General features: G+C 50.9%; 21 protein-coding genes. All 21 read right to left on the reverse strand.

Going from position 1 to position 26,654, the window contains the following annotated elements; all coding sequences use genetic code 11:
* Positions 1-38: 38 nt before the first annotated feature.
* The 21 genes from Q3Y66_RS16355 to rfbA all read right to left on the reverse strand — a co-directional run bounded on the left by Q3Y66_RS16355 (position 39) and on the right by rfbA (position 26,633).
* Positions 39-1,634 (reverse strand): ShlB/FhaC/HecB family hemolysin secretion/activation protein, encoded by a 1,596-nt coding sequence (locus Q3Y66_RS16355; RefSeq protein WP_008959490.1) that lies wholly within the window; start codon positions 1,632-1,634, stop codon positions 39-41.
* Positions 1,635-2,368: 734 nt separating this feature from the next.
* A complete protein-coding gene (locus tag Q3Y66_RS16360) occupies positions 2,369-4,366 on the reverse strand; it encodes a nucleoside-diphosphate sugar epimerase/dehydratase (RefSeq protein ID WP_008959489.1) in 1,998 nt (665 codons plus the stop codon).
* Between the two features lie 470 nt (positions 4,367-4,836).
* On the reverse strand, positions 4,837-6,138 hold the full coding sequence (locus tag Q3Y66_RS16365; RefSeq protein WP_139041592.1) for an O-antigen ligase: 1,302 nt from the start codon (positions 6,136-6,138) through the stop codon (positions 4,837-4,839).
* A 5-nt stretch (positions 6,139-6,143) separates the two neighbouring features.
* Positions 6,144-7,997: a glutamine--fructose-6-phosphate transaminase (isomerizing) gene (glmS, locus tag Q3Y66_RS16370; protein WP_008959487.1), complete on the reverse strand. Its 1,854-nt coding sequence runs from the start codon at positions 7,995-7,997 to the stop codon at positions 6,144-6,146.
* 104 nt (positions 7,998-8,101) lie between these two features.
* Positions 8,102-8,893 carry an ElyC/SanA/YdcF family protein gene (locus tag Q3Y66_RS16375; RefSeq protein WP_008959486.1) on the reverse strand — a complete coding sequence of 264 codons (792 nt, stop codon included), beginning with the start codon at positions 8,891-8,893 and terminating at the stop codon, positions 8,102-8,104.
* Between the two features lie 209 nt (positions 8,894-9,102).
* Positions 9,103-10,287 (reverse strand): DegT/DnrJ/EryC1/StrS aminotransferase family protein, encoded by a 1,185-nt coding sequence (locus Q3Y66_RS16380; protein WP_008959485.1) that lies wholly within the window; start codon positions 10,285-10,287, stop codon positions 9,103-9,105.
* Positions 10,288-10,323: 36 nt separating this feature from the next.
* Positions 10,324-10,956 carry an acetyltransferase gene (locus Q3Y66_RS16385; RefSeq protein WP_008959484.1) on the reverse strand — a complete coding sequence of 211 codons (633 nt, stop codon included), beginning with the start codon at positions 10,954-10,956 and terminating at the stop codon, positions 10,324-10,326.
* Complete coding sequence (locus Q3Y66_RS16390; RefSeq protein ID WP_008959483.1) at positions 10,949-11,548, reverse strand: sugar transferase; 600 nt, start codon at positions 11,546-11,548, stop codon at positions 10,949-10,951. Before Q3Y66_RS16390 ends, Q3Y66_RS16385 begins: the two co-directional genes overlap by 8 nt.
* A 51-nt stretch (positions 11,549-11,599) precedes the next feature.
* Entirely contained in the window at positions 11,600-12,883 is a 1,284-nt protein-coding gene (locus tag Q3Y66_RS16395; protein ID WP_008959482.1) for a glycosyltransferase, read from the reverse strand.
* Entirely contained in the window at positions 12,883-14,028 is a 1,146-nt protein-coding gene (gene wecB / locus Q3Y66_RS16400) for a non-hydrolyzing UDP-N-acetylglucosamine 2-epimerase (RefSeq protein ID WP_008959481.1), read from the reverse strand. Before wecB ends, Q3Y66_RS16395 begins: the two co-directional genes overlap by 1 nt.
* An 8-nt stretch (positions 14,029-14,036) precedes the next feature.
* Complete coding sequence (locus tag Q3Y66_RS16405; protein ID WP_008959480.1) at positions 14,037-15,161, reverse strand: NAD-dependent epimerase/dehydratase family protein; 1,125 nt, start codon at positions 15,159-15,161, stop codon at positions 14,037-14,039.
* A 3-nt stretch (positions 15,162-15,164) separates the two neighbouring features.
* Complete coding sequence (locus Q3Y66_RS16410) at positions 15,165-16,202, reverse strand: polysaccharide biosynthesis protein (RefSeq protein ID WP_008959479.1); 1,038 nt, start codon at positions 16,200-16,202, stop codon at positions 15,165-15,167.
* Between the two features lie 12 nt (positions 16,203-16,214).
* Positions 16,215-17,399, reverse strand: a complete 1,185-nt coding sequence (locus tag Q3Y66_RS16415; protein ID WP_008959478.1) for a glycosyltransferase family 4 protein — start codon at positions 17,397-17,399, stop codon at positions 16,215-16,217.
* Positions 17,400-17,402: 3 nt separating this feature from the next.
* Positions 17,403-18,578, reverse strand: a complete 1,176-nt coding sequence (locus Q3Y66_RS16420) for an O-antigen ligase (RefSeq protein ID WP_008959477.1) — start codon at positions 18,576-18,578, stop codon at positions 17,403-17,405.
* Between the two features lie 122 nt (positions 18,579-18,700).
* The gene (locus Q3Y66_RS16425) at positions 18,701-19,834 is read right to left on the reverse strand and encodes a glycosyltransferase (protein WP_008959476.1); all 1,134 of its coding nucleotides are present in this window, start codon (positions 19,832-19,834) and stop codon (positions 18,701-18,703) included.
* A 250-nt stretch (positions 19,835-20,084) separates the two neighbouring features.
* Positions 20,085-21,272, reverse strand: a complete 1,188-nt coding sequence (locus Q3Y66_RS16430) for a glycosyltransferase family 4 protein (RefSeq protein WP_083832278.1) — start codon at positions 21,270-21,272, stop codon at positions 20,085-20,087.
* Between the two features lie 151 nt (positions 21,273-21,423).
* Positions 21,424-22,857 (reverse strand): lipopolysaccharide biosynthesis protein, encoded by a 1,434-nt coding sequence (locus Q3Y66_RS16435; RefSeq protein WP_035587297.1) that lies wholly within the window; start codon positions 22,855-22,857, stop codon positions 21,424-21,426.
* Entirely contained in the window at positions 22,854-24,050 is a 1,197-nt protein-coding gene (locus Q3Y66_RS16440; RefSeq protein ID WP_008959472.1) for a TDP-N-acetylfucosamine:lipid II N-acetylfucosaminyltransferase, read from the reverse strand. The genes Q3Y66_RS16435 and Q3Y66_RS16440 overlap by 4 nt, the downstream gene beginning before the upstream one ends.
* Positions 24,047-24,610 carry an acyltransferase gene (locus Q3Y66_RS16445; protein WP_008959471.1) on the reverse strand — a complete coding sequence of 188 codons (564 nt, stop codon included), beginning with the start codon at positions 24,608-24,610 and terminating at the stop codon, positions 24,047-24,049. The genes Q3Y66_RS16440 and Q3Y66_RS16445 overlap by 4 nt, the downstream gene beginning before the upstream one ends.
* Positions 24,611-24,657: 47 nt before the next feature.
* Entirely contained in the window at positions 24,658-25,758 is a 1,101-nt protein-coding gene (locus tag Q3Y66_RS16450; RefSeq protein WP_008959470.1) for a DegT/DnrJ/EryC1/StrS aminotransferase family protein, read from the reverse strand.
* Positions 25,755-26,633 (reverse strand): glucose-1-phosphate thymidylyltransferase RfbA, encoded by an 879-nt coding sequence (gene rfbA / locus Q3Y66_RS16455; RefSeq protein WP_008959469.1) that lies wholly within the window; start codon positions 26,631-26,633, stop codon positions 25,755-25,757. Before rfbA ends, Q3Y66_RS16450 begins: the two co-directional genes overlap by 4 nt.
* Positions 26,634-26,654 lie beyond the last annotated feature (21 nt).

Genomic DNA, 26,654 nt, shown 5'->3' on the forward strand with positions numbered 1-26,654 from the left:
GTAATATTCGTGATTGCGGGCCTCGGCCCGGTCCCCGATCAGAAGTTGTACTGCACCTGCGCGTACACATAGCTGCTGTCTTCGGTCTTATCGCCCAACGGAATGCCCCAATCCAGACGCAGCTGCACCGGTTCGATCGGGTTAGCGAGCACGCCCAGGCTGAACCCGGAAATATCCTGCTCGTCTTCCTGATCCACAAAGGGCTTTTTGATATAAGTGCGGCCATGGCTGACCCCGCTAATCAACTGATAGCGTTGGTCGCCCTCAAACAGGTCATAACGACCTTCCAGGCTGACGGTAAAACCGTTGTCGCCGGAATATCCTGACGGAGCATGGCCCCTTACGGAGTTCACGCCGCCCACGGCGAACTGTTCACTCGAGACCAGCGGATCAAACGCGTACTGTCCGTAAAGGCGCGGCACCGCCAACAAACGTGAGTTAATACGCTGGATGCGCATCAAGTCGACGGTGAGCTTGGTAAACTCGTTATCGGCACCGGCGTAGGGACGGCTCGATTCCACGGAATTGTTATCCATGCCGCCCAAGTTCTCGCCCAGCCCCTGATGGACATCCGCAGACAACAGAGTACGGCCAGAGAGATCGGAATGGTCTAACGCCGCGCCGAGGCGCACCTTGCGCACATTGTCTTGAACGACGGTGGTGTCGAGCAGCGACTGCTTGAGATCGGTACTTTCCAGCCAGGCGCTATAGGTCACCACATTGCGCGCTGAGAACACGTGATCCTGATGCAGACCCAATCCCAGGCTGGTGCTATCACCTTCGATCTCCAGCACCTTGAATTCACGACCGACGCTAACGTTACCGGTGGAGCCGTAAAGTTCCATGCTGGTGCCGCGGGCGTTTAGCGGCGTGGTGTAACCGGCATAACCGAACCAGGCATCACCGTCACCCAAAGACTTCATCCCTATCAGATCCAGCTCGTCGCCGCGGCCGGAGAGATTCTGAAACTTCACACTGGGCATCACCCGGTAACGTCCGGTGTCCTTACTGCCATAGTTGTTCACTTCCAGGGAGCCGGTAACGCGTGGTGCTTCCTCCACATCGACAACCAGGTCGGTATAACCCTGTTCGCCCCCCGGCCGCAGTGTTGCACTAGCGGTGATGCCGGACTGACGATTGAGACTGGTGAGCGAGCGCTCTACCTCATCCAGCATAATCGGCTCACCGGTCTCCGTTCCGGCCGCGCCCAGCACCGCACTTACCCGGCTGCTGGCATAACGTTGATTGCCGCGCACGTCGATGGCGCCCAATTGACCTTCTAGCACCACCAACGTCACTGGCCGGTCGTCCCCAAAAGTCTGCTGCGGCACCACCACCTTGGCCAGCGGATAACCGTTTTGGTGGTAGTAATCGGTGATGAGTGCCGCCGTATCCTGAATCTGCTTCAGGGTCATCGGCTTACCGATTTCTGAGGCGATCAACCCCGACAGCGTGGCGCTGTTGTAGATGTGATTCCCTTCAAAGCTGAAACCGCTGACCAGAACCTGGGATGCCGCCGGTTCGCTTTGCTGAGCCTGCGCCACTGTAGCCGTGCCCAGAGCCACTACCCCTGCGCCGCACCACAGCGCCATAGCCAACGCTGTTTTACGCGTGAAATCTGCTTTATTCTTCATACAACTCCCAAGTCATACACACCAGCGCACTTTCGTCCCCAGTGGATACTTGGAGCGCGCAAGATAAAACGATGAAAAACTGAAAGCGTTAGCCGAAAACGTCAGAAAGGAGGCGTCGCAGGCATTTATCCTGGCGCGCAGTAGCAAGCGTGCGTGCGAGTTCTTGACTCACAGCACGGGTTTTGACCGCATTCCGTTGCCCCCCTACCCTACTCTCTGCGCTGCCAGCTCATTGCCCGACCAGGCCCCTCAAAGGGGCCGGAAACCCTGCCCAGATGCAATTTATAAATCCAGTCTTCCCCTGGTTCGGACGGGCTGTAGCTCAGTTTACTTTTCATGAAAAATATGCCAAGCGATGACCATAAGTCAACTTATTTTATTAATGAAAATAGCGAAAAATTATCCTTAAAGGATTAATTTTAGTAATTCTATTTACTTAGATCATTAAGCTGTTTAAGTCAGTTTCTGCGTCCAGAGCCTCTAGAGGACAATGAATCGGTGGCAGGGAGAGGGGAAAGCGCTGACCCACGTCATAGAACGGATCTTCATGCAATACAATTTCCCAACCGTCCCATAGCCTAACGAATACCCTTTCAATCCCCCACTTCACTAACAAAAAAGCAGGGCCGTTAAGCTGCGTAGCGGGAAAAATAAACCACTACGCGAACCAAACAGCCCTGCTTTATATCTCGTTATGCCGTTACTTTTAATGGGGTAACTGCACTCAATGTAGATTAGCTAATGTATATGCTGTTATTGCCCTCGCGAGTTATTGGTGAGGCCGTTTTCATATGCCCTGTGACCGCCCCTTTACGCGCAGGGTTCTGCCACAAATGATCAACAAGCTCTCCATTAGGTAGGTAGCCTAAAGGGGCGTCCATCAACAATTTCTGCAAGCGAGACGACTCGCCATTCTGGCATGCATTAATGAGATTGCTCAGTAATGTCTCAACCTCTTCTAAAGAGAGTGATACTTCATTCGCCGACATAATACGCGGGTGAGAGGTCTCCACCACACTTTCACCAATCAACAGCTCTTCATAGAGCTTTTCACCAGGCCGCAAGCCGGTAAAACGAATTTCAATGTCGCCCTGGTGAGCGGGATTAGGCAAGTCAGGGGATGAGAAATAGGGGTCAAAGCCGGATAAGCGGACCATTTTACTCGCAAGGTCCGTGATCTTGACGGGTTCCCCCATATCCAAAACAAACACATCCCCCCCTTTTGCCATCGCCCCTGCCTGAATGACCAATTGCGCGGCCTCAGGAATGGTCATGAAATAGCGCGTTATTTCAGGATGCGTAACCGTAATGGGGCCACCGGCTTCAATTTGGCGACGAAAAAGCGGTACTACAGAACCACTTGAGCCTAATACGTTACCAAAACGAACCATACAAAAACGTATGTCTTGCTGTGAACTTGCCATCGCTTGGCAAACCAATTCAGCTAAACGTTTACTAGCCCCCATCACGTTAGTTGGCCGCACGGCTTTGTCGGTCGAGATCAACACAAAATCAGCAACGCCGCTGGCAACTGCAGCACGGGCGCAATTTAACGTCCCTAACGCATTATTGATCAGCCCTTCCTCAACATTGTGCTCCACCATCGGTACATGTTTGTAAGCGGCAGCATGATAAACCGTTTCAACCTGGTAGTACGTCATCACCGCCTGCAAGCGACCACGATGCTGTACCGAACCTAGCAACGCGTGGATTGCTACACCCGTAAAACCTTCCAATTGGGCGATTGAGTGCAGTTCTTGTTCAATGGAATACAAGTTGTACTCAGAAATCTCCAGTAACAGCAGTTGCGCAGGACGTTGGCGTAAAATTTGCCGACATAGCTCACTGCCAATAGAACCTCCAGCACCGGTCACCAACACCACCTTATCGGTAATATTAGCGCCCATTAGGCCTTCACTCGGAGGAACCGGGTCACGGCCAAGTAAATCTTCAACGGCTACATCACGAATTTCTGTCGTTTGCGCCCTTCCCGCCACTACATCAGCAATACCCGGCACCGTTTGTACAGGTACTGACACCCCTTCTAACGATTCAAGAATTTCCCGCCGCCGCGTACGAGTTGCACTCGGCATAGCAAGCAAAACCTTTTCTACGCCATAAGCATCTAGTAAAACCTGAATGGAGTGAGGAGAGAATATTTTCAATCCTTGAATAGAAGAACGATGCAGCTTTATATCATCATCCACAAAGGCTATGGGCTCATATTCATTGCCATTGTGTAAAGAAACCACCAGCTGGCGTCCTGAGCTACCCGCCCCATACACTAATACACGCGTTTTATAGCGCACTTGGCTACGCAGATAGAGTGCTCGTAAGGCCATACGCACACCACCAATCGTCAACATGGCCAACATTGCGTAAATGAAAGGTACCGAGCGAGGAACAGGCACCAAGAGTAAATGATTAATAACCACTAACGATAATGTTGAGGCCAACACCCCCGCCACAATAGTCAAGGCGGCATGCATACTCATATAACGAATAATGGCGCGATAAAACCCTAAACGAATGAAAACTAGAAGGCTTATCGGTATCGTCGCGGGAAGAACCCACCACACCTCTGCATTACCTAAAAACTGAAAATTATCTAGCCTTAAAAACATAGCTAGCAAAAAACTGATAGTAATCAATGCAGCGTCGACTACCAGCTGTATCAAACGCTTTTGAGATCTTGATAAGCCAAATAGATGATGTAATGTTCGTGACAACATAGTTCTTACTTCCCAGGCAATTCAATTAAATGGCATTTAATACGCGATGCCATGCCCCTCAGACAGCGTCTTCCGCTTGCTCCCAAAACTGCAGGATGTGTCAACGTGTATGACATCCTTGTTTAGCAAAACGGTTGGCGTGTATCCAAAGGCCGTTGCCTGCTTTCTCCTTCCAGCTGTCCTTAACAAACCCAAACACCTTGCTGTGTTGCTACCGCTTATTGGCCCAGAATCTGCCTGATTTTCTTATTGAGCCCATTAGTATTTCTGCATACTTAAGATATCCAACACAATAAGTGCTTTTTATATGCCGGAAAAGAATTTCACTAAAATTATACGCTGCGCAGCCTAGATTACTACGTTTAATTAGCACATAGCTAGATCATGTAATTCTATTTTTATAGAACATTTGAGCTAGCAATAGCCTTTCTTAACACGCTAATAATTGCATTAATCGTGCAAAACCCCTATCAAACGATGCTTGACGCACTACCCTGACACCGGTGGCCACCCAGCGTACCGAAGCTAAGGGGAGGCACTCGATCACCGCTAGACAAGTACATACTGGCTAGCACTAATAACCATACCCAATAGATGGCCAACACCACAGGGTAAGCAAAAAAGGCATAGCTTAAACCGAAGTCAAAAAACATCACGGGCAGCAAAAGCCCCGCTAACACCACAGGCCGCTGCTCTGGTGTGGCTACTTTCAACTGGCGTGAGAAAAACCACAGCGGCCATAGATAAAGCAGCAAAGTGGCGACTAACCCCAATAAGCCGTGGCGTACCCAAGCATGTAAAATATCATTATGCACATGCCAGTAGCGCGCCACCCTGGGGTTGATTTCGCCCTCAATTTGTAATGCTTGCATGGCGCTTTGATAATCCGCCAAGCTGTAACCCAGCAAAGGCTTTTCTGCAATGAGCTGCAAACTTACTCGATAAAGCTCCAGTCGGATGCCAATGGATCCATGGGCATTGCCCTGCAAATAATCCTGTCCTTCCTCAATCGCGCTATTAACCCGCCCTTGTACACCTACTTGCGCCAGCGTATACACACTAACCAACAATAATGCGATAGAGACTAACAACACCGCGCGCCACCAGCGCGGCCAATTATTCAAGTAAATACGATAAAACACCAAGCCCGCCAGGGGTAATGCCAACCACCCCCCTCGTGTACCTGAAAGTACTGAGGCCACAAGCCCGCCTAACACCCCCAAGCCACATAGCAGTAGCCAGCGGATGCGTTGGGGGCACTGCCAAGCCCAGGCCAACCCCGCCAGGCAGATAAGCCCCACGGATAATGATAGGTTGCCGTAAAGAATGGCGTGTAACGGCTCATAGCCAGAGGCACGTCTAGCCCCCTGCGCTATGTGCTGCCAAGCGGCCCAACTACCGCTAGCTACACCGGCGAAGGCAAAAGCACCAAACCCCAGCGCAGCGGGTACTTTAATATGGCCAAGCGCCGCGCTGGCAACGGTGAGTAACCCCGCCACCAGCAAAAGTGGCAGGCTACTTTGCACAGCCCCCGGCCCCTGCCAAATGGCTGCCAACATGGCCGCTAAGGCAAGTAATAAAGGCACCAAGCGAAAGCCTAGCAGCGCTGGGCTAGCTGACCTAAAGCGCTTACCGCGAAATAAGTAAACACTGCCTACGGCGGCAGCAATGGCTAGCGCTAACCAACCGCCGTTATTAACCAAAAGTGGTGCCGCGCATAACAGCGCCACACCCACTAGCCGCATCACCTTGGGGAAAAAAGCGTCTCGCAAGCTTGTTACTCTACCGTTACGCTTTTGGCCAGATTGCGGGGTTGGTCAACATCCGTACCTTTAAGCACCGCCACATGGTAGGAAAGCAGCTGTAGCGGCAGCGTATAGAGGATTGGAGCAAGCTGAACGCAACAGGCGGGTAGGGTCATTAAATGAACGCCATCGCTTTCTGTCAAATTAACCTCAGGGTCAGCAAAAATGAACAGCTCCCCTCCACGCGCCCTAACCTCCTGCAGGTTAGATTTAAGCTTGTCGATCAACTCACAATTAGGCGCCACCGCCACAATAGGCATATCTTCATCGATAAGCGCCAGCGGGCCATGCTTTAACTCTCCCGCAGCATAGGCTTCCGCATGGATATAGGAGATCTCTTTAAGCTTCAGTGCCCCCTCCATCGCTATGGGATACTGCTTGCCACGCCCCAAAAATAGCGTGTGCTGGCGATCTACAAAGGCCTTTGCTAGCTCGGCAATATCATCGCTAAGCTTAAGTGCCTGGGTGAGCGTTTCTGGCAACGCCTTTAGGCCAGCAACAATACGAGCTTCTTCAGCACTTTCACCCCGCTGCAGCTGGCGCAGCGCCAATGTTATCACCATGAGTGCGGCAAGCTGAGTGGTAAATGCCTTTGTAGAGGCCACGCCAATTTCAGGGCCCGCTCGGGTTAATAAACACAGGTCTGACTCACGCACCAAGGAGCTACTCGCCACATTACAAATAGTGAACGTACCCAGGTAGGCAGGCTGGCCATTAATGCCCCGGCGCGCTTGAGCAAAACGTAGCGCCGCCAAAGTATCGGCGGTTTCACCCGATTGCGAAAGCGTTAAGAACAGCGTACCGCTGGGCACCACCACATGGCGATAGCGGTATTCTGAAGCGACTTCAACCTGGCAGGGTATGCCCGCCAGCTCCTCCAGCCAGTAGCGCGCCACTTGCCCTGCGTGGTAACTGGTGCCGCACGCCACAATGTGAACCTGCTTGACGGCATCCAACAGCGTTTCAGCGCCAGGGCCTAAGGCATCAACACGCACACGGCCCTCTGCCAATAGGCCACTTAATGTATCAGCAATGGCCTTAGGCTGTTCGTGAATCTCCTTCAGCATAAAGTGGCGGTAGCCCGCTTTACCGGTAGCGCCATCATCATGCTCAAAGTAGTGATTTTCGCGGGTTACCAGGGCCCCATTAATATCACGAATGTAAACACCCGCTGAGGTCAGGGTGACCACATCACCCTCTTTTAAATAATGAAATTGGCGCGTAACCGGTAACAGCGCCAACGGGTCAGAACCGAGGTAATACCCCTCTGCGCTTAAGCCCACCACCAGTGGGCTGCCTTTTCGTGCACCTACCAACGTATCAGGCTGGTCGGCGTGTATAACGGCCAACGCATAAGCACCTTCTAACTGCTTCAAGGTTGCCTGTACGGCTGCGGTTAGTTCACCGGTACGGGCAAACTCATGCGCTATCAAGTGGGCTACTACCTCAGTATCTGTCTCCGAGGTAAACGTATAGCCCTTTTCGATTAACTGGCTACGCAGCTGTTCATGGTTTTCAATAATGCCGTTGTGCACCACGGCTAGCCGTTCGCCAGATAAATGCGGGTGCGCATTACGCTGATTGGGCTGGCCGTGGGTGGCCCAGCGGGTATGCGCAATACCTAACTTTCCCGAAGTAGGCTGTGTGGCTAAGGCCGCTTCAAGCACAGCCACCTTGCCTACTTCACGAACGCGGTTTAGCTGCCCTCCTTCGGCTAATACGGCGACTCCCGCCGAATCGTACCCTCGGTACTCAAGGCGTTGTAGGCCTTCGATCAACGTGGTTAGTACATCATGACAAGCAATGGCCGCAACAATCCCACACATAGGTTCCCTCGAAATTAACCAGGTTCTAATTATTTAACGTCTTATGGATTTGCATGCTGCAAGAACAGTTGTCAGGTGGCTTTAAAGGCCGCTACCTGAGTGCATTACTGAGCCGTTTGATTGCCCGGTGCAGAGTGCTCAACCGGCACCATTAATAGGCCTAAGGCTTCATAGATAGCACGTTCGGTTTTACGCAAATGGCTGGCAGAAGGCACCCAGTACCCAAGCGCTGGTGGGGAGTGGTACTGGCCCAAGTAATGGGTGGGCGCCGGAATGGGGGCAAGCCCCGCCGCCTGAAAGTGGCGCATCGCCCGGGGCATATGGGACGCGGACGTTACTAACACAACAGGGGCACCGGGCCCCAGCGTATCGAGCACCGCCTGGGCCTCCTGGCCCGTATCGGTAGGCCAATCCAACACCACGAGCTGTTGCTGCGGCACACCCAGTGATTGTGCAGCGGCTGAATAGCCCCTAGCGACCGGCACAACAGTGGGGTCTCGGCTAGCGCCAGAGACTATCAATGGCAGGGCGGATGCTTGACGCCATAAGCGGATACCCTCGGTTAAACGAATAGCCGAGCTTTCGCTTAGTTTAGCCACACTGCCGTAAGGGGCTTCTGGCTGCCAGCCACCGCCCAGCACCACAATACCCGCAAGAAGCGTATTTTCCGGCAAATGGACAAGCGCAGGGTAACGACTTTCAAGCGGCGCCAGCAGCCGCTCGGCGAACGGCCCCCAGCTAGCAAGAAACAGCACCGCCACTCCAACCACGGCCGTGGTCACGCCCCAACGCATAAATCGCCGCCAAGATAACAATGCCCCCAAGGCCAATAGACCCAGGCTAACCGGCAGCGGCATCAACAACTGTGCGGCTAGGCTTTTAACGAGCTCATACACAGTAATTTCCAGCCGTTAACATTAGCAACATGCTATTAAGCGCTGCCAAACAGGTCACGGGTATACACATCAGGGAAAACGCACGTTCAGAAAACACGTTTCAATTTCAGCATCTTCAATGGTCGACTGCCTAGTGCTCAGCATCGCCACCCGTTCCGGCAACCGCAATTTTCATTCAAGAGTCCTTGATTAACTTACAACACCAACGATTATTGAGTGGCCTTAGCCATTACTTGTTTAAGTATCAGGCAGGTTTTATTAATTTCCGCCTCGGTCAACGTTGGGTGGCAGAGAAACATAAGGCTGGTTTCACCTAATTCACGTGCTACTGGTAACGGCTCATCGGGGCGGTAGCCCGTGCCATCAAAGGCTTTCTCCAAGTAAACCTCAGAGCAAGAACCAGAAAAACAAGGCACGCCCTGCTTGATGATCTCAGCCATAATGCGGTCGCGGCTCCAGGCTTCGTTAAGCTTTTCAGGCTCTACAAATACATAGCATTTATACGCCGCATGCTCGATATGCTCTGGCACTTTTGGTACTCGCAAACCAGCGCAATCATTGGCGGTTTGCCAGATATGCTGGGCGTTGGCTTGGCGGGCGGCCTTCCACTCGGGCATGCGCGCAAGCTGGATGCGCCCGATGGCGGCCTGCATTTCCGTCAATCGCCAGTTGGTGCCGAAGCTTTCGTGCAGCCAACGGAAGCCTGGTGGATGCTCACGCTCATAGACCGCCTCCCAGCTTTTACCATGGTCTTTATAAGCCCACATCTTGCGCCAAAGAGTTTCATCTTTGGTGGTCACCATGCCACCTTCGCCACCAGTGGTCATGATTTTATCTTGGCAAAATGACCAGCAGCCTACGTGGCCAATGCTACCCACACTGCGGCCTTTATATGTGGCACCATGAGCCTGAGCGCAGTCCTCAATAACATATAAGCCATGCTGTTCAGCCAAGGTCATGATTGAGTCCATCTCACAGGGCCAGCCCGCTAAATGGACCACAATAATTGCCCGTGTATTCGGAGTGATCTTTTCGGCTATGGTAGCAGCGGTAATATTTTGAGAATCGCGGCCTACATCGGCAAATACCGGTATGGCACCGGCAGTTGCTATACTTGAAACGGAGGCTAAAAACGTGCGTGAGGTGACAATTACTTCATCATGACAATGCCCTTCCCCAGTGCTTAATCCCTTAAGTGCAAGGTCAATAGCAGTGGTACCATTGGAAACAGCTATTGCATATTCAGTTCCGGAATAAGCGGCAAATTCACGCTCAAACTGTCGGCCTTCTTGGCCAGTCCAGTAGTTAACTTGGTTGGAAAGCAGTACGCGCTGAATAGCCTGGGCTTCTTCCTCGGTAAAAGAAGGCCAGGGTGAGAAGGGGCCATTAAGCATTACACCACCAATATTAAAAGGAATTGTAAAAAGAAATTATTGCGAAACTGATCGAGCAGGCACACCAATGACAGTTTGGCCACATTCAACATCTTGGACTACTGCAGCACCTGCTCCAACGACAACATTCTCTTGCAACTGAATGCCTTGACGAATTGCAGCGCCAACACCGACCCAGCAGTTTCGGCCAATAGTTACATTACCAGCAACATTCGCACCGGGTGCAATATGCACACATGAGGATATATGACAGTCATGTCCAACTGTAGCGCCGGTATTCACAATGCATCCCAACCCTAGGGTTGCAAATGCATTAATGACGGCGCCGCCAACTACTACAACCCCTTCTTCAATATTCGCAAACGGGCTAACAATAGCTTGTGGATGAATAAGTGTAGCTAAACGGCCTTGCAAGGTCTTAATCTTAACGGTCATTGTTTCTCGTATAGCGTTATTCCCAATTGCTACAATAACGCCATCATAAGAATCTAGCACCTTAATTAAGTCTATAAAAGCACCCTTTAAAATCCAATGTGCCAGTGTTTTTTTTTCAGGCCAAGCATCATCATAGAAATCAATTTCCTGCCACCCTGAAAGCAAAGCTATATCAGCTACCACCTTGCCATGCCCACTAGCACCAAATATGGCTAGGCGTTTTCGATCACTCATTTTTACTACCCTTAAAACGGGGCATGGCTACATCACTTGCATGTGAAATACCCTCACGAATAAATACTTTCTTAACAGTTAATAAAATTATTCTCATATCAAGCCAAAAAGTATGATTATCAACATACCAAACATCGTAATCAAATTTCCGTTCCCAAGAGATGGCATTCCTACCATTTACTTGTGCCCAACCTGTGACTCCAGGACGAACTGCATGGCGTCGTGCTTGATGTGTGTTGTAAAGGGGTAAATATTCTACCAATAAAGGTCGAGGCCCAACCAAACTCATATCTCCCTTCAACACATTCCAAAGCTCCGGCAGCTCATCCAGGCTAGTAGAGCGCAGAAATCGACCAAACGGAGTGATTCGTTCAGAGTTAGGCAGCGGTTTGCCTTCAGCGTTATAGGCATCGCGCATGCTGCGGAACTTGACCATATCGAAGGGCTTTCCATGTAGCCCCGGCCGCACCTGGCGGAAGAGAACCGGCGAGCCGAGCTTCAAGCGAACAATCAACGCAATGATTAACAACAGCGGTGCAAGAAGAATCAAACTGACAAGAGATACTGCAATATCAAAGAGGCGCTTAATCATAAAAACTCGCAACGTTAAAAATAAGGAACCAGCAGCCCTGTTATAGCTTTACTACACGAGTTCGTCTTTCCCTTTAGTCACTTTTTTTCCAGATTTTCTAGCTTTGGCGACAAGTGGGTTAGTGGCGTAAGCAGAGGACTCAGTTGCGGCAGAACGGCTAATTTTCAGCCCCATGATGCTGCAAAGGCGCTCAGTGAAATAGCTGAACTGCAAACGCTCCATCAAGGGTTGCTGCGCAGTATCACGGCCGAAATTCTGGCCTTGCTCTGGTATATCGTTCAACTCCATTTGCTTAAAAGCAGTAATCACGCTTTCCTTGTTCGGCTCAGCAACAAGCCCAACCTCATGCTCTTCCACCCAGCGAGCCACACTGGTGCCTCGGCCGCAGATGGCAAGTATCCGGCAGCCGGACAGCACATAGGCAGATGACTTGCTGGGAAAGGCGTAGCGGGTCACTTCGTCATCAATCGGCAGCAGCGCCCAGCGATGGCGATTGACCAGCGCCACGGCTTCAGGGGCAGGTACCACACCGTGATAGGTGACGGCCTCGAACTCTTCAGCTAACCCCGCGATCTGCGAGGTATAAACGCCGGCGCCGGCGAAGGTGAAGCGCAGGCTGCCACCTTGCTTCAGGTAATCACGGATGACATCCAGCAACAGCGGAATGCGCTGCAGTCGGCCCGCATTACCACAGAACACCACGTCTCCATCGCGACTGGCGGCTGTGCCCTGCTCTACAGGAAAGGCGGGGTTGTCGAGCAGGTCGATTCCAGCCTGGGTATTCGAACGCTCGCGGATGCAATGGCGCATATCCTCAGAGAGAGTAATAAGGCGCTCGGCATAGCGCATGGTCAGGCAATCCATCCAGGTCAGCACCTTGGATAGCAAGGGATTTAGCCGAACCACGATATGGGCGGCCTCTGGATGGATGTCCTGCAGGTGGTAATAGTAGCGCGCGCCGAACAGCTTGCAGTAGAGCATGACGATAAAAGGCACCACCACTGGCGGGTTGGTGGAGACATACACCTTGGCCGGGCGGCACCGGATAAGGCTGATAAAAGTCCACGCCATAAAGATCAGCGCATCCAGGCTGCGTTTGGCCAGCCCGGTGGCGGAATTAGAGCGGGAGCGGCAGTCCATCACCTTCACCCCATCACCCCGATCTGCCTGCTCCAGCCTCTGGCGCAGGCGGCCATCTTCAGATTGGGTAATCGCGACCACTCGCTGCCCCATGGCACAGGTTTCGGCCAGTCGCAACAGCGCTTCACCAATCACTTGGCTCTGAGGCCAGAAGCCGCGATTAACGATGGCCAGGTCCGCCTTTTTCTTGAGCATCACCATTCGTACCTGTTGAAGTCATCCATGTTGCGCCAGCAATTGGCCAGCTTGGCGGTGCCGCTGATAAGCCGCACCACGCGCTCGGAGGTGTTGCGCACCTGGTAGGCCTCAGGCACTTCACGCTCGGTGCCTGAGAAGACGTCGCGCGAGGCAGTGGCGATGCGCACGCCATCCAGCAGCCCTTCCTTGCCCAGGCCAGTCAGGGCGATGGCGCCGGTATCCAACGCTTCGGGGCGCTCGATGGAGCGGCGCATCGTCACCGCGGGGAAGCCAAGAATCGAGGCCTCTTCGCTGATGGTGCCGCTATCCGAGATGGCGCAGTGGGCGTGCATCTGCAGGTGATTGTAATCCAGGAAACCGAACGGCTTGAGGAAGCGAATGCCCTCACCGCCTTCAGCCAGGCCCAGTGCCTCCAGGCGGTTGCGAGTGCGCGGGTGAGTCGAGACCACCACCGGGTAGCCGTAGTGCTGGTGTAGGGCCTGCAGCGCCGCGACCACCTCGCGCAGGTTGTCGCGGCTATCCACGTTCTCTTCGCGGTGCACGCTGACGATGAAGTACTTACCCGCGTCCAGCCCAAGAGTCTCGAGAATACGCGACTGTTGGATCTGTGGCAGCATATGCTCCAGCACCTCGCGCATGGGCGAGCCGGTCAGATAGATAAAGCGGTGCGGGAGGCCTTCGCTGATCAAGTGGCGCCGCGCATGCTCGGTGTAGACCAAGTTGAAGTCGGCCAGGTGATCGACCAGCTTGCGGTTGATCTCCTCCGGCACGTTGGCATCGAAGCTGCGGTTTCCGGCTTCCATATGGTAGGTGGGGATTTTCATGCGCTTGGCCATCAGGGTGGCGATAGCGGTGTTGGTATCGCCCAGCACCAGCACGGCATCGGGCTTCTCCTCCAGCAGCACCTGCTCGGTCTTGATCAGAATCTCGCCCAAGCTACGCCCCAGCGACGAGGTATCCACGTTGAGGAAGTGGTCCGGCCGGCGCACGCCCAGCTCCTCGAAGAACACGTCGTTAAGCTCGTAATCGTAGTTCTGCCCGGTGTGGACGATTCTATGATCGACCACCTGATCCAGCGCAGCCATCACCCTTGAGAGGCGAATGATCTCTGGGCGCGTGCCCAGAATGGTCATGACTTTCATCGACAGACTCACTTTTTGGGAGGGTTCAGCACCGGCTCGGAAAAGGTATCCGGGTTGTCCCGGTCAAAAATCTCGTTGGCCCAGAGCATGCATACCAACTCGTCTTCCCCCACGTTGGTGATGTCGTGGGTCCAGCCCGGCACGGTTTCTACAATCTCCGGGGTGGTGCCTTCTGTGAACAGCTCGTAGAACTCACCGGTGAGCATGTGTCGGAAGCGGAAGCAGGCCTTGCCTTTGATCACCAGAAACTTCTCGGTTTTCGAGTGATGGTAGTGGCCGCCACGGGTAACGCCGGGGTGGGCGGTGAAGAAGGAGAACTGGCCGGCATCCTGGGTTTTCAGCATTTCCACAAACACGCCGCGCTCGTCCCCATGTTGAGGTACGATGTAGGTGAAGCTTTCCGGTGGCAGATAGCTCACGTAGGTGGAATACAATGCGCGGGTCAGACCGGTGCCTACCGGCTCGGTAACCAGGTTATCCCGGGTGGCTTTGAAGCGGTTCAACTGGCTGGCCAGCTCGCCCACGGCAATCTGATAAACCGGCGTTACATCTACATAGGGGCCAGCCAGTGGCTCACCACCCAGCAGGGCCATAAAGCTGGCGATTACATCGTCCACATACACTAGGCTGATCACAGCGTCCGGGTCGTTAATCTGTACCGGCAAATCCCGAGCAACGTTGTGGCAGAAAGTAGCCACCGCCGAGTTGTAATTGGGCCGCGCCCATTTACCGAACACATTAGGCAGGCGATAGATGTACACCGGGCTACCGGTGTTCTGGTTCAATGCCAGCAGGGCTTCTTCTGCTTCGCGTTTGCTGGTGCCGTAATCGTTATCCCGCTCGGCCTGGATAGACGAGCTGTAGGTTACCGGAATCTTTCGGCCACTGGCCTGCACTGCATGACACAAGGCCTGGGTGAGCCCGGCATTGCCGGTGGAGAATTCGGCCGGATCCTGCGGGCGGTTAATGCCCGCCAGGTGCACGACCCAGCCCACTCCTTCCAGCAGGCCAGGCAAGTCTTGCTCGGTGTGTTCACGGGTGAAAGGCACCACGTCGAAACCGCCCTTCTCCTGTAGGTGCATCTGCAGGTTCTGGCCGATAAAACCGTTAGCGCCGGTTACCAGTACTTTCATCAATCAGTCCTCCGGGTTGAGGTATTCACCCCGTTCCAGGGCACGAATGAAATCCAGCTTACGCAACAAGGTTTGCATACTGGCCATATCCAAACGTTCGGTGTTGTGGGAGTTATAATCCTCGGTATGGGAAATCTTCTCTTCCCCCTGCTCCACAAATTTGCCGTAGTTCAAATCCCGCAAATCCGGCGGAATACGATAGTACGCCCCCATATCTTGGGCACAGGCCATTTCTTCCCTGCTCAGCAGTGCTTCAAACAGCTTCTCGCCGTGGCGGGTACCGATGACGTTAATGGGGTGATTCGGTTTATCCATCAAATCGGTAAGTGACCGAGCCAGAGTTTCGATGGTGGCGGCAGGCGCTTTCTGCACGAACAAATCGCCATTGGAGCCATGTTCGAAGGCATACAGCACCAGGTCCACCGCATCCGCCAGCGTCATCATGAAGCGGGTCATGTTCGGGTCGGTAATGGTGAGCGATTTACGGGCACGAATCTGGTCCACAAACAACGGAATAACAGAGCCGCGAGAGGCCATCACGTTCCCGTAGCGGGTACCGCAGATCACGGTTTTCTCCGGGTCGACATTGCGGGACTTGGCCACCATTACCTTTTCCATCATCGCTTTGGAAATGCCCATGGCGTTGATCGGGTAAACGGCCTTGTCGGTACTCAAGCACACCACCCGCTTCACTTCATTCTGGATCGCCGCTTCCATCATGTTTTCGGTGCCGATCACATTGGTTTTCACCGCCTCCATGGGGTAAAACTCGCAGGAAGGCACCTGCTTGAGTGCGGCCGCGTGGAAAATGAAATCCACTCCCCGGGTAGCGTTCAGAATGCCCTGGTAATCCCGCACATCGCCAATGTAGAACTTGAGTTTGGGGTTGGCGTAGCGCTTTCGCATGTCATCCTGTTTTTTCTCATCCCGGCTGAAGATGCGGATCTCTTCGATATCGGTATCCAGGAAGCGGTTGAGAACGGCGTTGCCGAAGGAGCCAGTGCCGCCAGTGATTAACAGGGTCTTCTTCTTGAAGGGCATGGGGAGCAGTCCTTATTTCTTTTCGTAGGCGTATTTGAACAGAGCGATATTGGCTTCTATGGCATCGCGTTGGGTAAACTTGTTTTTTGCCCAAGCTAAAACCCGCTTACGCGCTTCCAGGTATTCATCAGCAGGCATGGTGGCTAACTCATCCAGCACAGCACTAAAGGCATCTGGATTATTCAGCGGCAAATCCCAGCCGATACCCTGTTGATGAAGATTTCGCCAGGGTGTAGTGTTTGCAATCAGCACCGGCAGCCCGGCACAGAAAGCCTCGGTAATAACATGACTATAGTTCTCACCCTTGGTGGGCATGAAAAAAGCATCGTAGTTCGCCATGGTTTTAACCACTGCATCCGGCTTTAACTCTCCCTTGTGTTCTACCTGGATGTGAGACGGCAGACCCTCAATAACGCTTTCACACTGATGCCAATAGTCCCTGTCTTCGATGGGCCCGTAAATATCGTAGTTAAGGGAGCGCTGAACCTTCTGCAACATCTCAAGTGCCGCTAGCAGGTTCTTCATTGGCGAGATTCGGGAAACAAAAACGGCCTTTAAAGATCTCGAAGCGCGGGGCTCCAGACACTCCGCAAACTCTTGTGCACCGACATCTCCTGCAACGCGGATATCCACTCCGGTACCCAGCACCCGGCGGATGTCTTCCGCTTCGTAATCGCTGGATGCTTGAAATATGGTTCTATGGTGCAACCCAAGTAATTTAAATGCGGTAATGAAAACACGTTTTTTCAGAGCTTTCAGCGAGAGCGCACCTTCCGAGAGCTCGCCCCTTGGACCAAGCACCACTTTCTGCCGAAGTACCTTGGCAACCAAAAGCGGGAATAAAGAAAACCGCGGTGAGAAAAAGCTGTTCAGGTAGACGATGTCGTAGTCTTTGGCGCGCAACTCCCGAGCGATTTGTGCATAACCGATTTTGCCAGGTTGCACGTAAAAGACAGACGCATTGCCTACTTGATTCCAGGCGCCGCAGGTTACTGACGCATACGGGGACATATCGCCTAAGTCCCTGTCACTGGTGATGAGTTTGAAGGTTATTTCATCGCCCGCCTGGTCGAACAAGTTTTTGATGGTTTTTATGGGGCCGCCGCCTTTGTAACCGGGGAGGTAGTAGCCGGAAAATACTAACAAACTTATAACTTCAGACTTCACGTCTGGACTATTAAAATCTAAAGAATTCAAAACTCATACTCTCTTTGAGGCGCAGAGACAAAAACAAAACCACCAAAATACAGAATTATTAAAATTCCCAAAAATAAACTTTGGCTCCAGCATCGCAACGACAAAACCGGCAAGAAGTGTTAAAAACGAAGCTTGCTTAATCGGAGAACTTCTAAATTTTCTAAGCCCGGAGAGCAAACCCAAACACACCAAAATAAAAGCACTCCCTCCTAAAAGAATGCCTCCCTGAGCTGTTAACAAAATAAAAACATTATGGGGATAAGCACCTTCACCAGCATTCACCAACAAATTAAACCCCTGACCAGTCAGGGGTGATTGCATTATAATCTTACCAGCTACAACATAATCATCTACACGACCAGTTGATAATTCATTAACAGATTCTAAACTATCAAACCCGCCTTGATTTAATCTTAAGTCATCCAGGTTATAAACTGCATATATAATTAAAATAACAAGAGAAAACGAAACTGCTAAAAAAACCTTAATGCGTTTTGACAAAGCCCCTAAAACAAAAAGTGGAACTAAACTCGCTAATATACCAGTTCGTCCCACTGTAATAATTTGATTCGAAGCGAACACGAAAACCTGAAGTACCGACATAAATAAGGAAGAATAACCCAGAGAATATGCCCATGGCATGAATAGCGCTACCGCTGGTGACCAACCCGTTCTCGACCCTCCCAATCCAGTGTTAGCCACGCTTAACTGCTGATTCAGAGGATTAGGGTAGTCAGGAAATAATAACATCATGACGATTGATAGCGAGGAAAACAAAAAGAATAAAAATACTGCCCTTCTTGCCACAACTAACACTCTACCGTACTCGATAAGCACCGATGTCGCCGCGACAAACAAAAATATTTGCAAAGAATTTTGAACGTGATACACAGATTGACTAAATTCGCCAAAAATGATGGCTGGAATGGACGCCAAACAAAAAAAAGAAAAAATAATAAAAACTGGCTTTCCACCACAAAAAAGGAATCGTTTTTTTACAACAAGCGCGGAAACTGAAATAGTGATTAAAACAACAAAAAGAAAAGACTTTAAAATCAACAACAGAGCTGGGCTAACACCAGGAAGCCAATAAACTGGCCCTAAACTTAGTAGAAGAGCATATAAATTAGTATAAAAACTTGACGAGAGTAGGTTGTCGAATCTGCGATCCAATCTCATAAACAATCCCTGAATCCAACTTCAAATGTAACTTCCCTAAAAGCCCTCATTAAAACCGCCCCGAAAAGATAACTAATGACAACCCAAGCGCAGACAGCTTTTGAAAAGTAAACAAATCAGCATCAAGATAGCCCCAAAAAATCATTCCCATTAAACCATGGAGCCTGCGGTAAGGAAACATCGGGGTTATTGAGATGGACAATAATGTTCATTAAATACCGAGCACCTTCTGGTGCTGCCAAGCAGGTAGCCCAGCTACTTAAAATTTCACGCTCCGACTCTGAAACTTTTCCGCCGTTGATTCTTTCCGAGAGCATTTGACCTAATTCGCAGATATCACCTGAACTAAACACTCCACCGACACCACTTGCCTTAACAACAACAGCAGACCCACAAGCATCACTCGCAATCGCAGGCGTCCCACTCATAAGGGCCTCCGACACCACCGCTCCCCAGCCATCGTGTCGACTGGGCAGAACCAGGCAATCCGCAACTCTCATCTCCTCGCGAACTTGAGCCATTGGAAGTAAGCCGATCCAATCTACTCGGCCAGGAAGCATACTTTCCGCTTTTTCTCTTAGCCCCTGTTCCAGCGGCCCACTACCCACAACTGCTAATTCAAAATTCTGATTTTTGGGCAACGAAGCTAGCGCCTCAATGAGCAGATCTAGTCGTTTACGCTCTGTAAATTGCCCCACGCAAATAAAACGAAACCTGCTGGATGGCGCCTTAGGCTTGCCCTGGCTACTCTCAGCCTCAGGCAGGAAATAGGCAAATGGAAAAACCTTGTTTCGATTTACTCCTCTAGACACAACCCAATCTGCCGTATTCAGGCCTATGGCCAGAACTGCCAATAAACTTTTATCTGCAACTTTGAATAAGTAAGAGTAGATTAATCTTTTCAAATAACCGAAAAAGCCATGGCCATCGACTGTTTCCATTACCACTATTTTTTTTCGGCCGGATTTTCTCAAAACTGACTGCACAGCAGAAATTACACCATTTCCACGAATACCCTGACATATGTGCACGACATCTTCAGGCGCCTCATTGGCAAGGGCCACCGCTTCAGCCTCAGTAGGAATGAGTTTAAAGCTCGCCTTGCCCAATGAAGGCGCAACCCAGCCTTGCGTCACCCTATCTGGCGACATCTCTTGATGAGCCACATAGCAAACATCTACACCCAGCACTGCAAGTTCGGATGCAAGGTTTGCCATGTGAGGGCTTACGATTAACTGCCAGAACCAGATTTTCATAAAAATTTAAACCTTAAAGTCGTTTTCTCAATCCCCAGCGCTTGAAATACCTGCGCACTGCTAGTGGTGGCGTATGCAGCTAGCTGAAAAAAACTTAGGTTTTCGGTTGGGGTGGAGGCCAGGCGTAGGCGCAGAGAAATAAATAAGCCAAGCCCTCTAATAACGGAATGCTTTTTTTTGATGCTAAAGGAAAACCGTGTTGCCCCTGCAGACAACACTAAACGCTCGTATAATGCCTACTGCGCAAAATTCAGCGTGATGATTCGGATAGCTCGTCATAAACTTTTATATAACTTTCAGAGTTCTTAGCCCACGTAAAATCAGCGACTCTGCGCAACCCATTCGCGCCCATCTTCATTCGCAACTCACTATCCGTTATCAACTTTCTAAGCGCACTTTCTACATCATCAGCATTCTTTCTTCTCGCTAGAAACCCATCAATTTCATGGCGTATGGACTCCTCTGCACCTGAATCCCAGCATCCGATTACAGGTTTTCCTCTAGCCATGGCCTCCACATAAACAATACCAAAAGCTTCTAGCCAGCTGGGCATCACAAACAAGTCACTGGCTGCAATCACTGTCATTGCATCAATGTAGGGAAGGTGCCCTAAAAAGGTAACGTTATTCTGTATGCCATACTCTTTGGCGAGATTCTCAAGCGAAGGCTTTTCCGGCCCTTCGCCGACATGCAAGTAATGCCAATCAACAAGTCCATCCCGATAAAGATTGGCCAACGCTTTGAGAGTAATATCAGTTCCCTTAAAAGGGTATAGCCGGGCAACAGAAGAAATTAATGTCTTGCCTGAATACTCCGAGCGCATCTTTTCAACTCGTTCAGGATCTTCATTAGGACTCTGATGCCCATTATGAAGTACAGAGATGTCATTACTCTTAAACCCAAATTTCTTTACAAAATCCTCCAACGGCCTACCAACCAAAAAAACTTTATCAAACCACTTAGAGTAATCAAACGCTTTTTTAATAAAACTCAATTCATTTTGATATTTAAAGAGTGCAGGATGTCGACCGTGCACTGTCACTATTACAGGCACGTTAGCTCTTTTCTTGATAGCTTTTGCAAGAGTTATAGAGCCGCCAAGCTCATGAATGTGCACAACATCAAACTGCTCAAAGCCGCCCAACTTTCTTACGTATCTCAGAATGGCATACTCCAAAATTTTTGCACTGAGTAGAAAGAACTTAGATGAAAGCCGCCAAACATAGGGTAGGGTCGGGTATGGCATTGGAAGGAATTTAGTAGGCATAGGCTGACACTCCTCCAACCATAGAGTCCTGCCCTTTCCAGCGCTATATGGTGCAATCAAAGTAATGTCTGCACCACACTCCGTTCTGGAGGCAATCTGTTGCACAATCTGTGTTGCGCTATTGCGGTTACTCTCATTCGGCCATAACAATGCGATACATAGAACTTTCATTGGAAGAACAACCACCCTTTATATATTATTTGAAACCATCAAAGTCGCAAATCCAACTCACCCAAAGGCAACATACCCTGCAGCCCGCCTTATTCATCACATCGGCGATAGCGCCACTATTTAATCTCGGCAATTCGCTTGGCGAAGCCCGTCATAGCCCGGTTTTTTGTGCGTTTTTCTTGAGCCTACGCCCAACAAAACCAAACACCTCCCGAACCTCACCTCTAAACACAACACACCAACTCACCAAAACCACCAACCAATACGCCACCATCCATGCCCCCAGCGCCTCACCCCAAAGAGTGAACACCACGGCTCCGGCAACAGAGATTACCGTGAAGGTATATAGCAATAGTCTCGGCATGGGTTTCCATAAATATATGGAGAACTCGGTTCGCAGAAAGAAGAATACCCAGAATGAAACGCAGGTGCTTACCGCCGCGCCAGAGGCGCCATAGGTTGGGATCAACCACCAGTTACCCACCAGATTCACGGCGAAGGCGATAATCGCTGCCAGCATGGCAAAAGAGCTGCGCCGGGTGATGCCAATGCCCACAACCGTGGTTTCAGACAGCGTATACAGCAACGGATACCCGATACAGGAAACCACAATCCATTGTACGGCGGCGTAGTTGGCCGGCAGGAAGAAAGTGACCACCCATGACAACAAGCCTGCTAACGCAAACCCAAGCACCACCAGCGCCAGTATGTAGCGGCTTACCTTATGGACATTTTCCAGCCCTTTACCGGCGCTGGCCCATTTGTACACCGTAGGCGCCCAGACAGTGGAGAAGACACTTTGCAGGATAGTGGCCGCGGCCGCGAAGCTGACCGACACCGAGTAAACTCCCAGTTCTTCAAAACTCGCCAGCGTTCTTAGGAATACTTTGTCTACCGCTGTTAGTCCCCAGAAGGCAAGGCCACCGAGTATCAATGGTAGGCCAAAACGGAGCATGCTTTTGAGCTGGTCAATGTCCAGCTTGGAGCGAATAGCCGCCAACCATTCCGCGCGAGTGTTCCATCCGTAAATCGCACAGACAAAACTTATAGCAGCGGCGTTGGCAAGCACCAGATTGGTTAAGTCTTTCTCGGCATCTACAACTATATAGCCACCGATGATTGCCAGCAGAAGCAGTTTGGGCAACAGCTGGCTCATTGAAAAGGCCAGGCCGCGCTCGTTCATCCGTAGCACGAGAGACAAAAAACGGGAGATGTAGCTTGCCACCAGCGCCAACGCTACAAGCACACTCAAGTGCCACTGCGGCACCTCAAACAACCAACCTGCTAGCGCTCCACCGAACGACAGAATTACCAAGACCGTTAGCACCAATAACACCAAGCCTGGCAACATCGCCCTTTTCAGCAGTGCCGGCTTGTTCTCGGCCTCGTGAAATTCCCTAACGTACGATTGGTCCAGACCAAGGCTGAATAGCAGAATGCTAAAACCAAGGGTGACCTGCAGCATTGCCATCCGCCCTACGTCTTCCTGAGAAAAGAACCATGTGACAACAGGCAGAGAGATGAGGCCGAGGACCGCTCCCCCAATCGGGCCTATGGCGAAGGCGGCTATTTGTTTGGGGGTCACTGATATGGCTCAACTTTTAATTGAGGCCTCTGACCACCCTTCACAGACAACGCTTTCTCAACCAGTTTTTGGGTACGTTCATAAGCCCTTTCGCGGGACCAATAATCGCTTACAAGAGCGCTGTTGCTGGAACGTTCCTCGTTGGTTAGAGGTGTTTTCAGAAGAACTGGATTGGCTTCCAACTCCTGAACGGTTGAAAGCACCACTCCTGATTTTTTGAAGAAGTCGCATACGGGGTTTTCTTGCCTTACAAAAACCCGGGCACCCAAGTAAAGCATGATCACAATATTACCAACCGCTTGCTGGCGAACATGGTTCATGATCACGTAGCCACACTTCTTGATAATGGTCACGTAGTCTTCGATAGGCATGAAGTCCATCAGTGGCTCAAAATTTTCGCAAAAGTATTCTTTACCTATCTCGGTCAGCTTGCTGGCCAATTGATTATCACCATAGCTGAGAGGGGTTACGACCTGCTGGTCTTTCACTTGCAGTTTATGGAGCAGGTCAAAAACCTCGGCATGATTTCCGGTATAGGTGGCACTATTGCCCACCAGAATAGCATCACCGGTTACGCTCTCCCCTTCGAAGCCCTTAATGAGGTTGTCTTCCATGGTGCCGTAATTCCAAGGCACAAATTCTGGAAAATATTTCCACTTTCTGGACTGTTTCACCATTTCGTACTCTTCTGGCAACACCGGAGAGAACACCGAAATTCTCTCAATCGCGCGAATCTTAGTCGTGCGACGCCGAAAGGCACTGGTAATGCCTTTGACAACAGCGACTGCTCTTTGTCTGGGCGCCTTCCCAAAGAGGCTTGCGTACAGTTCTCCTGTTTTGTCGAGATACAGCGGAATATCGCCAAGCAGATCAGGGTAATAATCAAACCCCCATCCTAGCCAGATTATCGGCGTGTTCTGAGGGATATTCTGGAGCTCGGGGTATGTGTATGATATCAGAGAGTGAAAGACCACGAGATCATACTTTTGGTAGACATCCTTCGACAGTTTTGGCTTCTTGTTGAAGAAACTACTGCGCTGCGTTTCGATATAATCTGGTGTCAGTTTGACGTATTTGAGTATTCTCTGTGGCGCAAATACGAAAACGTCATTCGAGCCAGGGAAGACTTTTTCGAATACTGGGAAAGCGTGATCCAGGAATTTATCATCGGTGGCGATGTGGAGAATTTTCATTGTGTTTTAAGAAACTCGAGTTCAACTGTTTTCAGGTCTTTTTTCCTGTTCCTCAATGGTTTTGCTGGTACGCCAGAGTAGACTTTGAACTCCTCGCAATCAGCAGCAACTAGGCTCAAGGCACCAATCGCTACCCCTTCCTTCAACACTACACCCGGCAAAATCACGCTGCCGGAACCAACAATTACGTGCTTGTGAAGCTCGACATCCGCTGACCGGACATTTTTGAATTCATCCGAAATCATGGGGTTAGTCAAAGTTGCCCCGGAGTAATCATCATTACTGCTATAGATCGAAACGCGGGAGGAAATATTTACGAAGCTTGCCAGTACTATGCGACCCGCACCGATCAAAGAGCTGAATACCGCGATATGGATGTAATCACCTATCTCGATACCGCCCTCACCTGCCGAAACAACACAAAAGTCATCGATACGCACGTGGCTACCAATGGATATTTTGCCTGGGTTGTACAGCGATGCCTTATCAGAGATAAATACATTAGATCCAAGACTAGAAAAGCCTATATTCTCGAGTTGTTCCCGGGACAGGAAAGCCATTACTAGAATTACCTCAGACGAAGTGAGCAGTCACGCTTTATATTCAATTAAGGCATCAGGCCTGATCGAATCAATTCAATGATTTCGCTTTGCTCTGTTCTTTTTAAACTATAATAAATGGGCAAGCAAAGAATGCGGCTGGCTATCTCGTGAGAGATGGGCAACTCAGCTTTCCCTCCCAAAAATCCGACGGTTTCTAGAGAAGGATAAAAGTAACGTCGAGCCAGAATCGCGTTCTCTTTCAACAGCTCTGCTACCATTAACACTTGCCGTTCCGTTTCGAAAACAATAGGAAAGTACGCCGAGTTATATGAAAGATCGTCACTTCTTTTTTGAAGTTGTACTGAACCCACCAACTCATGCTCATAGTTAGTCCAGACTGCGTTTCGTGCAGCTAGGTTACTTTCCATTTCATCCAAAACACAAAGGCCCATCGCCGCCTGTAGCTCATTCATCTTGGCGTTGATGCCCAGCTCTTCGATGGTCTCCGGCCCGGTGATCCCGAAGTTGATCATCTTCCTTGCCCGTTCCAAGTCCTTCTTACGTTTGAACACAATGGCGCCGCCCTCACCGGTATGGAACAGCTTCGTGGCATGGAAACTGAGGGTAGCGGCATCGCCGTGTTTGAGCAGGCTTTCGCCTCTATATTGCACACCGAAGGCGTGGGAGGCATCGTATATAACTTTCAGACTATGCTTTTGGGCAATAGCATCGATGGCTTCTACATCGCAGGCGTTGCCAAATACATGGACCGGCACAATAGCACGGGTCTGAAGTGTGATTGCAGCTTCAATGTTCTCAGGCGCCAAACACCAGGTTTCCGAATCGATGTCTGCAAATACGGGTTGGATGCCATCCCACTTCAGGGAGCTTGCCGTCGCGATGAAGGTGAACGGCGTTGTTATGGCTTCAGCGGGCTTCTCGTTTACTGGCTCATTAATACCGAGCGCTCGATAGGCAATTTGCAGTGCCAGGGTGCCATTGGAGACAAGCAGAAGGTTTTCAACACCCAGATACTCTTCCAACCGGCGGGTTAGCTCTTGCACTAACGGGCCGTTGTTAGTTAGCCAGTTGCGCTCGTATATGCCATCAATGTATTGGTTGAGCTTGTCCCGGTTGGGCAGGTACGGCTTGGTGACGGGGATCATTCTGCGTCTTCCAGTATATCCAGGAGGTATTGACCGTAGCCGTTCTTCTTGAGCTGGTCTGCCTGCTGGAGAAATTGCTCTTTGGCTAGCCAGCCTTGGTTAAACCCGATCTCTTCGAGGCAGGCAATTTTGTAGCCTTGTCGTTTTTCTACGGTTTCCACGAACTGGGCAGCTTCCAGAAGGCTCTCGTGGGTGCCGGTGTCCAGCCAGGCAAAGCCACGCCCCAGCAGCTCAACATTGAGTTCGCCACGATTCAGGTAAGCCTGGTTGATGCTAGTAATCTCGAGCTCGCCACGGTGCGAGGGCTTCACCGCCTTGGCAATCTCGATGACGTCGTTGTCATAGAAGTAGAGCCCCGTTACGGCATAGTGGGATTTGGGCTTAGTGGGTTTCTCCTCAATGGAGATGGCACGTTTATTGGCATCGAATGCCACCACGCCAAAGCGTTCGGGATCCTTGACCTGATAGCCAAACACGGTGGCGCCCGAGGTACGTGCCGCTGCTTCCTTCAGCTTGGGCGAAAACCCGTGGCCATAGAAAATATTATCGCCCAGCACCAAGCAGACGCTGTCATCACCGATAAAGTCTTCCCCGATGATAAACGCCTGCGCCAGTCCATCCGGGCTCGGCTGCTCCGCATAACTCAGCTGGATGCCGAAGTTGCTGCCATCACCGAGCAATTTTTGAAAATTGGGCAGATCTTCCGGCGTGGAGATGACCAAGATCTCGCGAATACCGGCCAGCATCAGCACTGAGAGCGGGTAGTAGATCATCGGCTTATCATAGATCGGAAGTAGCTGCTTTGAGACGCCCATGGTGATGGGATACAAGCGTGTACCGGAGCCACCGGCGAGGATGATGCCTTTACGTGCCATATGTGCTTCCTCTCTGGGATC

It is taken from the genome of Halomonas sp. HAL1 (assembly GCF_030544485.1).
In the GTDB taxonomy this organism is placed as follows: domain Bacteria; phylum Pseudomonadota; class Gammaproteobacteria; order Pseudomonadales; family Halomonadaceae; genus Vreelandella; species Vreelandella arctica.

Bases quoted from the DNA above. Each gene is read 5' to 3' on its own strand.
- Q3Y66_RS16355 (WP_008959490.1), bottom strand. From the start codon at position 1,634: ATGAAGAATAAAGCAGATTTCACGCGTAAAACAGCGTTGGCTATGGCG.
- Q3Y66_RS16360 (WP_008959489.1), bottom strand. From the start codon at position 4,366: ATGTTGTCACGAACATTACATCATCTATTTGGCTTATCAAGATCTCAA.
- glmS (WP_008959487.1), bottom strand. From the start codon at position 7,997: ATGTGTGGGATTGTTGCGGCCATTGCTTGTCATGATGTACTAACCACG.
- Q3Y66_RS16380 (WP_008959485.1), bottom strand. From the start codon at position 10,287: ATGCTTAATGGCCCCTTCTCACCCTGGCCTTCTTTTACCGAGGAAGAA.
- Q3Y66_RS16385 (WP_008959484.1), bottom strand. From the start codon at position 10,956: ATGAGTGATCGAAAACGCCTAGCCATATTTGGTGCTAGTGGGCATGGC.
- Q3Y66_RS16390 (WP_008959483.1), bottom strand. From the start codon at position 11,548: ATGATTAAGCGCCTCTTTGATATTGCAGTATCTCTTGTCAGTTTGATT.
- Q3Y66_RS16395 (WP_008959482.1), bottom strand. From the start codon at position 12,883: ATGCTCAAGAAAAAGGCGGACCTGGCCATCGTTAATCGCGGCTTCTGG.
- wecB (WP_008959481.1), bottom strand. From the start codon at position 14,028: ATGAAAGTCATGACCATTCTGGGCACGCGCCCAGAGATCATTCGCCTC.
- Q3Y66_RS16405 (WP_008959480.1), bottom strand. From the start codon at position 15,161: ATGAAAGTACTGGTAACCGGCGCTAACGGTTTTATCGGCCAGAACCTG.
- Q3Y66_RS16410 (WP_008959479.1), bottom strand. From the start codon at position 16,202: ATGCCCTTCAAGAAGAAGACCCTGTTAATCACTGGCGGCACTGGCTCC.
- Q3Y66_RS16420 (WP_008959477.1), bottom strand. From the start codon at position 18,578: ATGAGATTGGATCGCAGATTCGACAACCTACTCTCGTCAAGTTTTTAT.
- Q3Y66_RS16425 (WP_008959476.1), bottom strand. From the start codon at position 19,834: ATGAAAATCTGGTTCTGGCAGTTAATCGTAAGCCCTCACATGGCAAAC.
- Q3Y66_RS16430 (WP_083832278.1), bottom strand. From the start codon at position 21,272: ATGAAAGTTCTATGTATCGCATTGTTATGGCCGAATGAGAGTAACCGC.
- Q3Y66_RS16440 (WP_008959472.1), bottom strand. From the start codon at position 24,050: ATGAAAATTCTCCACATCGCCACCGATGATAAATTCCTGGATCACGCT.
- Q3Y66_RS16445 (WP_008959471.1), bottom strand. From the start codon at position 24,610: ATGGCTTTCCTGTCCCGGGAACAACTCGAGAATATAGGCTTTTCTAGT.
- Q3Y66_RS16450 (WP_008959470.1), bottom strand. From the start codon at position 25,758: ATGATCCCCGTCACCAAGCCGTACCTGCCCAACCGGGACAAGCTCAAC.
- rfbA (WP_008959469.1), bottom strand. From the start codon at position 26,633: ATGGCACGTAAAGGCATCATCCTCGCCGGTGGCTCCGGTACACGCTTG.